Consider the following 16,004-nt stretch of genomic DNA (forward strand, 5'->3'; position numbering starts at 1 on the left):
CTCTAAATACAGAAACAATCTGTATTGTATCCTCCGATGAGATAAAACTAAACGTCAATCTTTGATAAACCAGTAACTTTCCTGCCCTCTTGCTGTTTCTATAGCCAAATTCTTTGCATAAAATTTAATACTAATTTGCCCTTCAACGCCTGTCGTAAATTGCTGGGCATTTATTTGGTTATACCGTTCAACGACAATGGCCTTGGGGAATTCCCATTGCCCTTTATAGGCACTTGAATGAATGACTACTTGGGGAGCAACGTTATTTATAAAATTAACACTTGAGGATGTATCGCTGCCATGATGCGGGCTTAACATTACTGTACTTTTTAATGATGTATTATCCGCTAATAACGATGCTTCACGCGCTTTTGATATATCACCAGTAAGTAAAACGCTATGAGTATTATCTGATACCCTAACAATGCATGAATCATCATTTTCATTTCCAAACCCTTTTGTACTAAAGCTTTGTACTTTTAATCCAGCAAAATCAATGTTTATGACTTCACATACATTATGTGTATTTTTAGGATGAAATTGTTGTAATGTTTCACCAAAGCCAGCATCTATGAAATGTTGTAATCCTCCAGCATGATCATTATCTTCATGACTTAGAATCGCCGTTTTCACTGTTAAATTATTTGCTTTAATATAAGGCAATAAAATACTTCGCGTACGGCTAAAGCGATTGAAATAACTGGGGCCAAAATCATAAATAAGCACTTGTTCATCTTTTTCAATTAATGCCATCAGTCCATGCCCTACATCAAATACATGTAGTTGCCACTTAGACTTTTCTGTTAGCCAATAATTTAATAAAAGCGTTATTGCTGGAATAAAAGCGAGCCATTTATAAGGAAGAAAATAAACCATCAACATAATAATATAAGTAAAAACGACAAATATTGAGTCAATTCTGCCAGTCGTTATCCACCTTAACGATTCTGGTATTTCATTAAGCAATTTAAATAGCGCATATAAGCCAGTATCAAACAGGTTTATTAAAATACTTATATCTAAGAAAATACTCAGTAATGTAAAAACAATTAAAAAAGGTAAGATAATGATTGAAAGCAGCGGTATAGCAATTAAGTTTATTATCAAACCCGCAATACTTACCCCATTAAAAAAATAGAGTGAAAGTGGCAATAAACCAATAAATAACGCTATTTGAATAACAAACAGTGAAATAACTTTATTTTTTATGCGAGTGTTTAATATTGGTAATTTATTAATAACTGTAAAAATGATAGCAACAGCTAAAAATGAAAAGTAGAGACCTGGATTGAGTAAATTAAATGGGTTAACAATAAGAACAATAACCAAGGCAAATAAAATGCTCCGCCAACGCAGCGGCTGCTTAGCAAGAAAATACAATAATAAATAACAACCCAGCATGATAAGCGCTCGCGTTGCAGATACTAAAAAGTCACTTAAGTATACATAAACCAAGGCTACTAAAAATCCGCATGAACTGTAATAAAGAGTCAGGTTGGATGATTGCCCAATCGAAGAATTAATCTTTGCAAAAATGAATCGAGTAAATAGATAACCGAAGCTAAAAATCAAACCAATATGTAACCCCGATATAGCAAGTAAATGACTTAGCCCAAGAGATTGCATTAATTGTTTATCAGCGTAGCTCATCAAAGATTTTTCACCGCTAAGCAATGCATAATAGAGCCACTGTAGTTTTGTATCCGTATAAGTGTTTTTAAGGAAGTGTTGATAATCTAAAATTATGCTTTGTTTGTCGCTATTTATAATATTAAGATTTTTATTAAGTACTTTACCTTTAAATAATATTCTACTTATAAAAGCATAACGTTCATTATCAAATACATTAAAATTTTTATTACTACGAAAATGTTTTAAATGAATTAAAGCAGAAAATTCATCACCTACTATTAAAGACTGTGCAGAATTAACACTGAGCATTGCTTTGGGTGCTCTAAAATCCGAGAAATTACTCCCTTCTAATGCCACTATTTTAACTTTAATATATTGAGGTTTTTTGTCAGAAATAACCTCTTCAACAATTAATGTAGAATCAAGTGCATACTTTTCATCCGGTTTTGGTATTTCAAAACTATAAAATAGGTAAAAATGCAGTCCGACAAAGCAAATTGCGCAAATAAAGCCTAACAATACGTTTGAAAACGGCTTAAAATAAGCGCTCATTATTACAATGAAAATTGTGAATACTGTAAATTCGAGAGTTTGATAATAAAATACGGTTGCTATACAGCCAATTACAAACCCAAGACTTATCCACACTGATGTAAATGGTTGCTTTAAATGGCTAAAAAAACGATCCAAAGATTTTTACCTGATCCAAATAAAATTAGACATCATAAATCACTAAGAATATTTGGACGCCTTTTACAAGATGCAAATCTTTGGCATTTAAATAGACGTTCTGCTCGAGGTGCATTTGCAGTCGGGTTATTTTTTGCTTTCATCCCTGTTCCTTTTCAAATGGTTTTAGCAGCAGCCGGCGCTATATTATTTAGAGTTAATTTACCTATCTCAGTAGCACTAGTATGGCTTACAAACCCTCTAACTATGCCACCTATTTTTTATGGCTCATACTTAGTGGGTACATTAATACTTAATCAGCCTGAGCAACACTTTGTATTTGAAGCTAGTTGGTCTTGGTTTCTAGAGAGCATAGAAACTATTGGTCCTGCATTTTTACTAGGTTCGTTAGTATGTGCTTCTATTGCATCAATTATCGGCTATTTTGGTATTGATATTATTTGGCGTCGTTCTGTTAAAAAGGCATGGTTATCGCGAAATAATTAGTAGCGTTAAAGCTAAATAATAATTATAAGATTCATGGCAATTCTAATCTTATAAAATATTATAGACGAAAAAAAACCAACTTTATTAAGTTGGTTTTTTTTATAATCAATATTAGTAAACTTTAAAAGCGAAATATACGTCTTAAGCCAACTAATGGTAATAGCAATAATGTATACCAAGGAAAGCTAGCAGAGTTACGCTCATACACTTCTGCTTCTACTGGAGCACAGTTTTCTACTTCACCATTTGCAATTGGCGTTAACTTAACTGCAACTGCAATACTTTCGTATTCAATTTCACCATTGATATCAGTTACAACACCGCCTAAAGAATCAAGTTTTTCAACTGTCTTAGTCGCAGTACCAAATATTTCATTATTTTCATTGATAGCTGTTGCTTCAACCATTGAGTAAGCGTAGTCAGTTTCGCCATCAGTGTCATAACAAGGCAGTAAATCATTCAAATTAGTGATTTTATCTTCACCAATTTTGTAAATAAAGGCTTCTTTGAGTCGTGAACTATCAGATACACCCACTTCCCCTTCGCCTACAATATATCCTTGATTATTTATATCGTTGCCATAAGAACTTGAACTTGAAAAATAATCAGTTGGAAAAACTGTATTACCTGTTTCGATGTCATGATAGAAGAATTTATTACGAAGAGTGCCTTCAATACGCTTTGTCGCATAACCTGTAATTACATCATTATCATTAATAGCGATTGATTTACCAGCCTGCCAATCGTCTTCTTGATTAATAAAGTCAGTGACTGCACCGTCTTTAAAATAGACTGGCATTGTAAGAATCGTATCATCATTTTTGTAATAACGCGTATTTGATGAACCTACAATTGTACCGTTGTTGTTCACTGCTAAAGCAGTACTCGTAAATGCGTCATCTTCCGTTTCACCTTCATCAGGTGTAAGTGCCATACCAAGCTCTTCAACAGAAATAATATTTAACGATTCATCAAGTTCCCATTTAACAGCACGCTTATTAAATAAGCCTCGTGAAATATTAGAATTTAATAAGTTGATACACACTGACGTTGGTTCGTCTTCATTATCACAGTTATCATCAATATTATCTTGTCTGTCATCAGGAATACTTGTAGAGATATTACCTACAACAGTGTAACCACTATTTGTTTTGACTATATCGTTAGCGCGGCTTGTGCCGCCGTATTCATTAAACTCAGGCTCTAACTCAACACTTATACTGCCATCAGCACTTATTACAATCCCACGTTCTATAAACTCATGTGTGAACCACGTTTCTGCATCATCTTCACCATCAGGTGTAAAAGACACTTTATCGTAAGGAGCACCGCCCCAACCAACAGTAACGCCGTCTTCACTTACAGCATTAAAAAGGTTAATAGTTGAACGCGTTAAGCCATCATAATCAACAGATGCAACATCAAATAACGGTTGCTCTGTTACTTGTGTGTCATTGTACTTTATGCCAACTAATGAGCTTAATTTTTGATATTCAAAATTTGTAGAAATTGAAGATAAAAAACTAACCATGAAAGTATGTGCATCAGAATTAGTAAGTACTGCATCATTATTTTCAATGTCATCAAGTGTAAAGGTAATCTCTTTATCACTTAAATCAAATGCAGCCTCTGTATTATCGTAGCTATTTTCAATAATATTTTCAGTAAAATCTATATAGCTGATATCAATAGGTAAATTGTATAAACCATTTGCGAAACCAATAATATGCCCGCTTTCGCTTACATCTGTTACATAAGAATATTTAGCGTCTTCAAGAGTCCCTAATTCACTTAACTGGTACGTAGCACTTGTTGCTGAAGTGCTTAATGTCGCTAAAATACTGGCAGCGAGTAATTTATATTTCATTTTAGTCCTTACTACTGATTCTGTAATTCTTCAAGTTCTTCCCAGCGCTCAAGCGCAGCTTCAAGGTCAGACTCAAGTTGTGCCAAATGGTTCAATGCTTTAGTTGTTACATCACTCTCTTGTTTAAAAAAGTCTGAGTCACTAACTACAGCTTGTTGAGCTTCAATTTCAGCTTCTAGTTTTTCCATTTTATTCGGTAGTTGCTCTAATTCAAGTTTTAATTTGTAAGAGAGTTTATTTGTTTTAGCTGCAGGTTTAGCAACTGGAGCGACTACTTTTTCAACTTTTTTTACTGGTTGCTGCTGCGTTTTTTTTTCTTGTTCAGCTAAATAGTTAACGTAAGCCTCATAGTCGCTATAGCCACCTACAATATCTGTAACTTTACCGTTACCTTCAAACGCCCATACACTTGAACATGTATTATCAATAAATTCACGGTCATGGCTTACAATCAGCACTGTACCTTGGTATTGATTAATGATGTCCTCTAGTAACTCTAACGTTTCAATGTCTAAGTCATTCGTTGGCTCATCGAGAACAAGGATATTAGACGGTTTTAAAAACAGTTTAGCTAATAGTAGTCTATTTTTTTCACCACCAGAGAGTGCTTTAACAGGGGTTCGAGCGCGTGCTGGAGGGAATAAAAAGTCTTGCAGGTAACCTAAAACATGACGTGAGCGTCCGCCCATCATCACTTCTTGTTTACCTTCGGCAACGTTATCTTGAACTGTTGCTTCTTCATCAAGCTTTTCACGATATTGGTCAAAGTAAGCAAATTCTAAATTAACACCTTGCTTAGTTATGCCGCTATCTGGTTCTAAATCACCAAACATTAGCTTTAATAGTGTTGTTTTACCAATACCATTTGGGCCTACTAGACCGATTCTGTCACCGCGCATTACCAGTGTAGAAAAATCATCAGCAATAACTTTGTCTTTAAATGCATGACAAAGATGTTGAGCTTCAAATACTAACTTACCAGAGCGATCTGCTGTTTCAATATTGAAATCAGTTTTACCAACTTGGTCAACACGTTGCTTACGCTCTGTACGAAGCTGTTTTAACTCTCTAACACGTCCTTCGTTACGCGTTCTACGCGCTTTAACACCTTGGCGGATCCATGTTTCTTCTTCGGCTAAACGCTTATCGAACAATGCATTTTGGCTTTCTTCAACTTTTAAATCATGGGCTTTTTGCTCTAAGTACGTAGCGTAATCACCAGGGTACGAAATAAGCTTACCACGGTCTAAATCTAAAATACGCGTAGCAACAGCGCGAATAAACGCACGGTCATGCGATATAAATACGATTCCGCCTTTAAACTCTTTTAAAAATTGCTCAAGCCACATGACGCTTGCCATGTCTAAATGGTTTGTTGGCTCATCAAGTAATAATAAATCAGGCTCACTGACAAGTGCACGTGCAAGTGCTACTTTACGTAACCAACCACCAGAAAGAGACTCAAGTTTAGCTTCTGGCGTTAATTCTAATTGTGTTAGCACTAATTGAATTCGGCTATCAAAGCGCCAGCCATCAGCCGCTTCTAGTTGATTTGATAAACGTTCAAGCTTGTTTAATAACTTATCAGTACACACTGTTTGCAACTCATTACTTACATGATGAAAATCAATTAGTAAGTTTGCAATCTCAGGCATACCTTGCGCAACATAATCAAATACTGTGCCATTTGCGCCTTTTGGTGGATCTTGTTCTAAACGAGAAATTCTAATCCCGCCTAGCTGATTTATTTCACCATCATCTAATACAACTTCGCCATCAAGCACTTTTAATAGAGTTGACTTACCCGCGCCATTTCGACCAACAACACACACTCTTTCGCCACTTTCTATAACGGCATCTGCTTTGTTAAGCAAAGCATGCGTACCAAAAGCAAGTTGTGCTTTTAAAATTCTAATTAAATCCATAGTTCTTATTTGCTCTTATTCTGCTTGTGCTAAAAATTCGCGCACAGTGTGTAAAGTAAAAGGCCAAAATAATTGCTCGCCTTTTTCACTTTTTAATACAGGAATAGTAATTTGATACTCAGCTATAAGCTGCTCATCAGTCATAATATCGATTAGTAATAACTCACTCGTATTACTAAGTACCTCAGTGATAAGTTGCTCAGCTTGCTCGCACAAGTGGCAACCATCAGTGTGATATAAAACCCATTTAGCCATGTGTGATTAACCAGCTATTATGGATTTTTTTATTACGTTTAAAGTCTGGTGATAACGTTTTATCTGAAATATTAATGGCTTTTAAACCTAGACCAATCAGGCCAACTTCATCTATTACAAAGCCACGTTTGTTATTAGAGAAAATCAAAGTACCCGATGGGCTCAAAATCTTTTTAACCCACGTTAATAATTTAATGTGATCGCTCTGCACATCAAACGCGTCTTTCATACGTTTTGAGTTTGAAAACGTTGGAGGATCTAAAAATATCAGATCATATTGCGCCGTTGCGTGCTCTAACCATTTTAAACAATCTGCTTGTTCAAAGCGGTATCGTGTATTACTAATACCATTTAAATCAAAGTTATCTTGGCCCCATTTTAAGTAGGTCTTTGATAAATCGACTGTAGTAATGGCTTTAGCACCACCAAGAGCAGCATGTACAGAAGCTGTACCTGTGTATGCAAAAAGGTTTAAGAAACGTTTATCTTTAGCATTTTCTTGAATATAACGGCGCATTAAACGGTGGTCTAAAAACAAGCCTGTGTCTAAGTAGTCAAATAAATTAACTTTGAACTTAGCACCAAACTCTTCAACAACCATAGTACGGTTTTGTTTAGACATAGCGGTGTATTGATCTTCGCCCTTCTGCTTTTTACGTACTTTTACAGCAATGTTTTCAGGTGAAATCTCAAGCTGTTGAGCCGTTAAACTTATTACATCTTGCAGGCGTTTTTCTGATGTTTTTTCATCAATTTCTTTAGGCGCTGCATATTCAAAAATTACAGCAGAGTCACCATAAATATCTACAGCAACATTGTATTCAGGGATATCCGCTTCATAGACGCGATAAGCATCTATTTGATTTTGTTTAAGCCAGTTTTTTAAGCCTTGCTTATTTTTTTTCAATCTATTTGCAAATGACGTTGAGCCTTCAAAATTGAGTGCTTTTTTGTCATCTGTAGTCAAACTTACTTGCTTATCATCTAATTGATATAAGTTAAGTTCTACATCAAGCGGGCCATTTTTAAATTTATAACGCTTAAGGCGCACAAGTTTTAAAAGTTTAAATAAGCTCTCGTCCATACCCAATAAGGCAAGTTTCCAGTGATTGAAGTGCTTTTTAAAGCCAACGCCTAAATTACGGTGTAAATCAACAAGCTCAGCCATAGAGCCAATACGCTCACCATAAGGTAAGTTTGAAATTACAACACCCGGTAATTTTGCAACAGCTGTAAGTTTAGTTGCATCACTTTGCTTAAACTTAATCACGTCGTCAAGCTCGGCTCGTTTAGCATTATCAATTGCTTTACTTAATACTTGCTCATCGTAATCGTGGCCAATTAACCACAATTTAGGATCAGTAATATTAGCGAGTAACTCTTCTTTAAGCTCTTTAAACTTAGCGGCTCTAAAACTGGGTAAACGCTCAAAAGCAAAACCTTCACGGAATAATCCTGGCGCTTCGTTTCGCGCCATACCGGCAGCTTCTATCAAAATAGTACCCGCACCACAACATGGATCGAATAAAGGCTGTTTTACATTTTCAAGCCAGCCACTTCGCTTAATTAATGCAGCAGCTAAGTGCTCTTTAATTGGCGCTTTACCTTGGCCTTGGCGGTAACCACGTTCTGACAAACGAGGACCTGAATAGTCAATATACATCGATACGCCGTAACGATTTAATCGTGCAACTACGCGCACGTTAGCATCTTGCTTATCAACGTTAGGACGTTGCTCGTATAAATCATTAAAATAGTCAACAATCGCATCTTTGATTACAAGACCCGAAAATTGCGTGTTTTTTAATGAGTCATTGGTACCGTTGAAGTCGACAGCGAATGTTTGCGTAGGTCCAAACCATTCTTGCCAAGGTTGCGAGCGCGCAAAATTATACAGGCTATTTTTGTCATCTACGCCTTCTTTTTCTTCAATAAGCATAAGCACACGCGTTGCAAAACGAGTTGATAAACAAACCTTTTGCGCAAGTAATGAGTCAGCCTCAAAACGAACAGAACCAACAGTTTGCTTAGATACGGTTGCGCCAAGTTCTGTTAGTTCATCAACCAATAAATTTTCGATTCCGATAGAAGTAAGTGCGATAAATTGCAAAGTAATAACCCTTAATAGCTAATTGCGCAGGATTATAACATAGGTTGGGCGACAAACACGCCATAAAGACACGCTTAAGGCTTAAATTTGATAAGGGTCTGTTGAACTTTCAAGGTTAAATTTGCAGCAGTCTGTTTGGTATTTAGGCAAGGCAGAGCCTATGCAGTGTGGTTATTCCCCATAAATGGGCGAGAACGTAGCATTAATGCCAAACAGGCGCTGCCCAAAGGGCTCTTCCTAGGGGCTATTTACTCTTTGTTGCTCGGTTTTTACTTAGCCCACTAGGTTACAAATCTCGCGCTGCGATTAAATAGCCCCTAGTTTGAACAAATTTTAATCCGCAAAGATCAACAGACCCTACGCGGTTTGACTTTGATATTGCTGATTTAGGATGGGGTGTACTCGATTATTCAAAATACGGATTACTTCAAATTGCGCTAAAGATAAGTTTTCGTCTAATTTAAAGGTTTCACTTAAATTCAAACAAATAGATGCATCAGGACAATGCTCTACAATTAAAAAATCACCTGACTGCGCTTTAGATGTTAATTTTACTATTGCCTCTACGCTTGGCTCTGTCCCGGTATATTCTTCAAAAAACCAACTTTTTGCTAAAACGGGTTTTAAGTGATACTTAACAGCAGTAGCATTTAATGATATTTGACAAATTTGAGCCGCAGACCACAATTCAAATCCATCCAGATAATTATAAACTTGTTCGTAAAATGCAGCATCTTCGAGACTAAAACGTGGATTTTTAAAAACAGAATCGGTGAGCTGTCTTAATTTATAAGGCGTGCATAATTGCATGTCGTCATTTAAATCAAGTAACAAACGATTTTTATCAGGACAAGTAATCCACTGCCATTGCTTTGATGCTTGTAACATTTACTCCTCCTTGGGTATGTTGAATAATTATTGCTCAGAGTATAACCGCTTTTGACCACTTTTAAAATGTTTGCTTAGAACATTTAGCTAACGATCAAAAGCTTAGATAACTGATCCTTATAAGCCGTTAACGATCGACTTTACCAATTGTGGACCTTTGTAGATGAACCCAGTATAAACCTGAACTAAATTTGCGCCTGCATCTAACTTTTCTTTTGCAGATGTAGCATCATCAATACCGCCGACTCCGATGATTGGTAGCTTACCTTGTGTTAAGCGTTTTAGCTCACTTACTACCTCTGTAGAGCGCATTCTAACAGGGTGACCTGATAAACCGCCCGCCTCTTGTGCATATTGCTGCCCCATGACTGCGGCTCGCTCAAGCGTTGTGTTTGTGGCAATTACACCATCAATTTTATTATTTAAAAGTGACTCACTTACTTGCTCTATTTGTATTTGATCGAGATCCGGTGCAATTTTTACAAGCATAGGAACTTGCTTATTATGCTTTGCAATTAAATCTAACTGTTCATTTTTAAGACTTTGCAATAAATCATCAAGTGCAGCACCATATTGTAAATCACGAAGCCCTGGGGTATTTGGTGATGAAATATTTACCGTAATATATGAGGCATGCTCAAATACTTTACGCATACAATGAATGTAGTCATCTTTACCTTGCTCGTTAGGTGTATCTTTATTTTTACCAATATTGATACCGAGTATGCCACTGTACTTTGCTGCTTTTACATTTTCGACTAAATTATCAACACCTTTATTATTAAAACCCATACGGTTAATAATTGCGTTTGACTCTGGAAGTCTAAAAATACGTGGCTTGTCATTACCAACTTGAGGACGCGGTGTAACCGTTCCAACTTCAATAAAACCAAATCCCATTTGGCTAAATGCATCTATACATTCTGCATTTTTATCCAGGCCAGCGGCAAGCCCTACTGGATTTTTAAATTCAAGACCTAAAAAGTTTACGGGTTTATCTGAAACACTTTGTGACCAAGCTATATTTAGAGGCGTATTAGCAAAACGACGAAGATTATTAAGTGCAAACTCATGCGCCCACTCCGCATCACGGGTAAACATAAAACGGCGAGCTAAATCATAAAACATCAATATAATCCTCTTTTTAAATTTCAGACAAAAAAATACCTCAGACAAGGCTGAGGTATTGTATAACAATTTTAACAATCAGTTATTTATTTACTAAACAAATAACTGATTAAAGCTAAATTATTTTCCTGATGTATCACAGTTGTGACTTAATAACATAAGTTCACGAAGTGCAACTGAGAACTTAGCAAAGTCGTGGCTTTGTGATGTTTTAAACTCAGCCAACATTTGTTTCCAACGCTGAAGTAATAAATCTTGGCTATCCATCCACTCATCTATTTGACTATCAACATCGCTCTCGTCACCTTCAAAGCTATTTAGCACCACTTCAGATAACGTACGTTGCTGCCAATCAAGCTCTTCACGGTAAGATGAACGAGCAAGTGCTTGCCAATGATTTGCTACTGGTTGCTTAGTTATTTGCTCTAAGAACCAATGCAGACCCATTCTCGCGCCTAGTTTAAAGTAAGTATTCGATACCATCGAAATACTCTTACCTGAATTATTAGCAACCTCAGCTAAATCCATCACAGAGAATAAGCTTGATAACGAAACAATACGCTTAGCTATATCTGCAGGAACGCCGGCATCAATTAACTTATTAGCTTCAATTACAATACGGTCATTTTCTTTTTCAATCATGTATGTATTTAAATTATCGCTTAAATCTTTAAACGTTGGCGCAAAGAATTCAATTCCTTGTTCAATCGTTTGTGACTTATTACGATGACGTAAGAACCAGCGCGTAGTACGGCGAACAGTACGACGAAGTTGGTAAAGCATTTCAGTTTGTACCGCTGCTGGTATTTTATTATCCAGTGCGCTGATAGAAGACCATGTATCACGCATTTCAAATATTTCGCTAGCAATTGAGTAACACATTGCAATTTCAGCTTCGTTGGCACCGGTTTCTTCATGCATACGTACCATGAAGTTTAAACCCATATCATTAACGATACTGTTAGCAAGTTTAGTTGCAATAATTTCTTTACGAAGTGGATGGTTGTTCATCGCATCGTTAAACTTCTCACGTAGAGGACGTGGGAATGACTTCACAAGCAATTGGCGATAGTAAGGGTTTTCAGTAATTTCATCACTTACTAAAGACTCTTTTAATACCATTTTTGCGTAAGACACTAGCACTGAAAGCTCAGGGCGAGTTAAGTCTTTACCTGCGGCTGCACGTTCTGCCAATTCTTCATCACTTGGAATGAACTCAATAGCACGGTTTAACTTACCATCTTTTTCAAGTGCATGAATAAAGCGAATCTTTTCTTTAAGCGTTGAAGTACCTTTAGACTGCGTAATTGAAATAGTATGTGTTTGACGGTAACAGTCTTTTAATACTAATTCAGATACTTCATCTGTCATAGAATAAAGTAGCTCATCACGTTGTTTACGTGTTAAGTCGCCTTCAGCAACCAAGCCATTAAGTAAAATCTTAATGTTAACTTCGTTATCTGAACAGGCAACGCCCCCTACGTTATCAATAAAGTCAGTATTAACACGACCACCCTTAGCTGCAAATTCAACACGACCTAATTGAGTTGCACCTAAGTTACCACCCTCACCAATTATTTTAGCGCCTAAATCTCTACCATTGATACGTAGTGCATCGTTTGCACGATCCCCTACATCTGCATCAGTTTCTTTAGAGTTTTTAATGTATGTACCAATGCCGCCATTCCACAGTAAATCGAACTCCATCATCAATGAAGCTTTCATTAACTCATTTGGGGTCATACTTGCTTTTTTAGTGCCCAACATTTTTTTCATTTCTGGGCTAAGCGTAATTGATTTAGCAGCACGAGAGAAAACACCACCACCGGCAGAAATTAACTCTTTATTGTAATCTTCCCACGATGAACGCGGCATATTAAATAAACGTTCGCGCTCTGGGTAAGAAGTAGCAGCATCTGGGTTCGGATCAACAAAAATGTGCATATGGTTAAAGGCAACTTGTAAACGAATATGCTTAGATAACAACATACCATTACCAAATACATCACCAGCCATATCGCCTATGGCTACCACTGTAAAGTCAGTCGTTTGACAATCGATATCCATTTCACGGAAATGTCGTTTAACTGACTCCCATGCGCCTTTAGCTGTAATACCCATTTTCTTATGATCGTAACCAACCGAGCCACCTGATGCGAATGCATCGCCTAGCCAGAAATTGTATTCATTAGCTATGCCGTTTGCGATATCAGAGAAAGTAGCTGTACCTTTGTCGGCTGCAACCACTAGGTATGCATCATCTTCATCGTGGCGAACAACATCACGAGCTGGCACTACTTCACCGCGCTCTATGTTATCTGTAATATCTAGAAGACCACGGATAAAGATTTTGTAACACTCTTGGCCTTCTTTTATAAACGCTTCGCGCTCACTAGGTAATTGTTTACATACAAAACCACCTTTAGAGCCAACAGGTACAATTACTGTATTTTTAACTTGTTGCGCTTTAACTAAGCCAAGTACTTCAGTACGGAAGTCTTCACGACGGTCAGACCAACGCAGACCACCACGCGCTACTTTACCGTAACGTAAATGCACACCTTCAACGCGCGGAGAATAAACAAAGATCTCAAACGCAGGAAGTGGAAGTGGTACATCAGGAATTAAGCTAGGCTGTATTTTAAACGAAACATAAGATTTAAACTGACCTGCATCATCTTTTTGGAAATAGTTGGTACGTAGTGTCGCAACAATCATATCTACGTATAAACGTATAATGCGGTCATCATCAAGGTTTGCTACATTTTCAAGTTCTAAGTAAATTTGCGTACTTAACTTTTCAAGTGTTTTAGCACTTGCTGGGCTCTTAACTGAGAACTTTTTAGCAAATAAATTAACAATTTGCGCTGCAATGTTTGGATAATTTGCAAATGTGCTTTCAATGTAACTTTGTGAGAACGTTACACCAATTTGACGCATGTACTTAGCGTAAGCACGTAAAATAGAGGCTTCGCGGCCAGTTAGGCCACCCATTAATACTAAACGGTTAAAACCATCATTTTCAAGGCGGTTGCCCCACACATTTGTTAATGCAGCGCGAAAACGTGCTGAAATTTTATCAAAGTCTGCCATCCCTTTGCTGTCAATAAGCATCGAGAAGTCCATGATCCAGTTAATACGACCATCGCTAGTTTTAACTGAATATGGTGTTTCACCAACAACGCGCAGACCAAAGTTTTCAAGCATTGGCATAACATCAGATAAGTGAATTGGCTCATCTTTATGGAATAAGCTTAATCGTACAATATTACTGTTTGCTTCTTCTTGAGGACGGTAAAACAGCATTTCTAGCTTGTTTTCATCGCTAAGTAGTTCTAACTTTTCAATATCAACAACCGCAGCACTTGGAAGCACTTCGTCTTTGTATGAGCGTGCAAATGCATTACAGTATTTACGATTTAAATCGTTACCACGTGCTTCACCCGCAGACTCTAAAAGTGCAGATTGAAGTTTATCTTCCCACGTACGTGCAGCTTCTACTAAATTGTTTTCGATGTCTTTCACGTTATATTCGATCTTGTTGTCGGTCACACGAACGGTGTAATGAGTACGCGCCAGTGTTGACTCAGAGAAATAAGTAGTAAATTCGACTTTATCGTCAGAATTAAATGCATTAGCTAATATATCTTGCGTTTCACGACGAAGAGCCGTGTTATAGCGTTCGCGAGGAACATAAACCATGCAAGATAAAAAGCGACCATACGCATCTTTACGTACAAACAAGCGACACATATCGCGCTCTTGTACTTGTAAAACACCCATAGCAACTTCAAGTAGCTCACTTTCGCGCGCTTGAACTAGCTCGTCACGTGGGTAGGTTTCTAAAATATTTAAAACAGCTTTGTAAGCGTGTGTACCTTTAGCAAAATCACACATTTCCATAATGCGGTTAATTTTACTCTTTAAAACAGGCACATCAGTAGCACTGTTATTGTAAAAGCTTGATGAGAACAAACCAATAAAGCGGTCTTCACCAATTACATTGCCTTCATCGTCAAAACGCTTAATACCTACGTAATCGATGTAAGCTGGACGGTGAACGCGAGAAACAGAGTTAGTTTTTGTTAGGATCAGTAGGTTGCTGCTGCGTGCTTCTTGGCGGGCAACTTCTGGTAATTCTGATAATAATCGTGTGTGCTCTTCAGTAGAGTTTTTCATCAAGCCAAGGCTTGATTCCATTTTACCTTTTAATTGGTAATCACCTTGAACTGGGCTTAGCTCATATTCACGGTAACCCATTAGGGTAAAGTTATCTTTCGCTAACCAATCTAAAAACTCAGTTGTTTCTGAAACTTCTTCTGTCGTTTTATTATGATGACGTTTAGGTAACTCTTTGGTTACTGCAATCAATTTTTTACGAATTGGCTGCCAATCATCAACAGCAACTGATACATCAACAAGAACCGACTCTAACTCTTTCTTGAAAGACTCAATCACAGAAGAATCTGTTTGACGGTCAATTTCAATAAAAAATACTGTTTTAGTAGATGAGGATTCTTGCTCTGCTTTTAAATTTGATAATCCAGAAATTTTAGCGTTTTCATCGCGCTTAATTTTTAATGGGCAGTGAAGTAATAAGTGAGAGGCGATATTTTCACGAGTCATGGCCATACGAACAGAATCAACTAAAAACGGCATGTCTTTAGTAATAATCTCTACGATTGTATGTGATGACTGCCAGCCATCTTTTGCCACTTCAGGGTTGAAAACGCGGATAACTGCGTCGTCGGTAGTATTTTTTTCTAGCGAGTTCCAAAGGCTTAATGCTGCGCCATATAGGTCACTATCGTTGCGGTTTGCCAAATCCTCTTTAGACATATTGCTGTACAAGGCTTTGGCGAATTTCTCAACGAGTAACACATTATCAGCGCGAACTTTTTTCTGGATCAGCTTACAGACATTATCTAGGATAACCGAGGCTTGGCCTTCATTTCGTGTCATTGTATGTTCCTTAATCTATTACTGCTCAGGAGCAGGAATTTGTACAGCTATTCATTAGCGT

General features: G+C 37.1%; 9 protein-coding genes. 1 reads left to right on the forward strand and 8 read right to left on the reverse strand.

The window, feature by feature from the left end; all coding sequences use genetic code 11:
* Nucleotides 1-54 precede the first annotated feature (54 nt).
* Nucleotides 55-2,322, reverse strand: a complete 2,268-nt coding sequence (locus I6F45_RS00805) for a DNA internalization-related competence protein ComEC/Rec2 (protein WP_197159440.1) — start codon at nucleotides 2,320-2,322, stop codon at nucleotides 55-57.
* Between I6F45_RS00805 and I6F45_RS00810 the strand changes: the two genes are divergently transcribed.
* Nucleotides 2,302-2,808, forward strand: a complete 507-nt coding sequence (locus tag I6F45_RS00810) for a DUF2062 domain-containing protein (RefSeq protein WP_007586895.1) — start codon at nucleotides 2,302-2,304, stop codon at nucleotides 2,806-2,808. The two genes, I6F45_RS00805 and I6F45_RS00810, sit on opposite strands and share 21 nt — an antisense overlap.
* A gap of 121 nt (nucleotides 2,809-2,929) precedes the next feature.
* Here I6F45_RS00810 and I6F45_RS00815 read toward each other — a convergent pair whose 3' ends face one another.
* From I6F45_RS00815 to I6F45_RS00845, 7 genes are all read right to left on the reverse strand, one after another.
* Nucleotides 2,930-4,675 (reverse strand): DUF3466 family protein, encoded by a 1,746-nt coding sequence (locus tag I6F45_RS00815; RefSeq protein ID WP_024589193.1) that lies wholly within the window; start codon nucleotides 4,673-4,675, stop codon nucleotides 2,930-2,932.
* 11 nt (nucleotides 4,676-4,686) lie between these two features.
* The gene (uup, locus tag I6F45_RS00820) at nucleotides 4,687-6,600 is read right to left on the reverse strand and encodes an ATP-binding cassette ATPase Uup (protein ID WP_010552661.1); all 1,914 of its coding nucleotides are present in this window, start codon (nucleotides 6,598-6,600) and stop codon (nucleotides 4,687-4,689) included.
* A 15-nt stretch (nucleotides 6,601-6,615) separates the two neighbouring features.
* Nucleotides 6,616-6,855, reverse strand: a complete 240-nt coding sequence (locus I6F45_RS00825) for a glutaredoxin family protein (protein WP_007586898.1) — start codon at nucleotides 6,853-6,855, stop codon at nucleotides 6,616-6,618.
* On the reverse strand, nucleotides 6,848-8,965 hold the full coding sequence (rlmKL, locus tag I6F45_RS00830) for a bifunctional 23S rRNA (guanine(2069)-N(7))-methyltransferase RlmK/23S rRNA (guanine(2445)-N(2))-methyltransferase RlmL (RefSeq protein WP_197140587.1): 2,118 nt from the start codon (nucleotides 8,963-8,965) through the stop codon (nucleotides 6,848-6,850). Before rlmKL ends, I6F45_RS00825 begins: the two co-directional genes overlap by 8 nt.
* Nucleotides 8,966-9,322: 357 nt before the next feature.
* The gene (locus I6F45_RS00835) at nucleotides 9,323-9,853 is read right to left on the reverse strand and encodes a cell division protein ZapC (RefSeq protein WP_007586900.1); all 531 of its coding nucleotides are present in this window, start codon (nucleotides 9,851-9,853) and stop codon (nucleotides 9,323-9,325) included.
* A gap of 117 nt (nucleotides 9,854-9,970) precedes the next feature.
* Nucleotides 9,971-10,981 carry a quinone-dependent dihydroorotate dehydrogenase gene (gene pyrD / locus I6F45_RS00840; RefSeq protein ID WP_010552659.1) on the reverse strand — a complete coding sequence of 337 codons (1,011 nt, stop codon included), beginning with the start codon at nucleotides 10,979-10,981 and terminating at the stop codon, nucleotides 9,971-9,973.
* Between the two features lie 120 nt (nucleotides 10,982-11,101).
* Nucleotides 11,102-15,943, reverse strand: a complete 4,842-nt coding sequence (locus I6F45_RS00845) for an NAD-glutamate dehydrogenase (RefSeq protein WP_033027177.1) — start codon at nucleotides 15,941-15,943, stop codon at nucleotides 11,102-11,104.
* Between the last annotated feature and the right edge of the window lie 61 nt (nucleotides 15,944-16,004).

The sequence above is a fragment of the Pseudoalteromonas sp. SWYJZ19 genome (assembly GCF_015864375.1).
GTDB classification, from domain to species: Bacteria; Pseudomonadota; Gammaproteobacteria; order Enterobacterales; family Alteromonadaceae; genus Pseudoalteromonas; species Pseudoalteromonas arctica.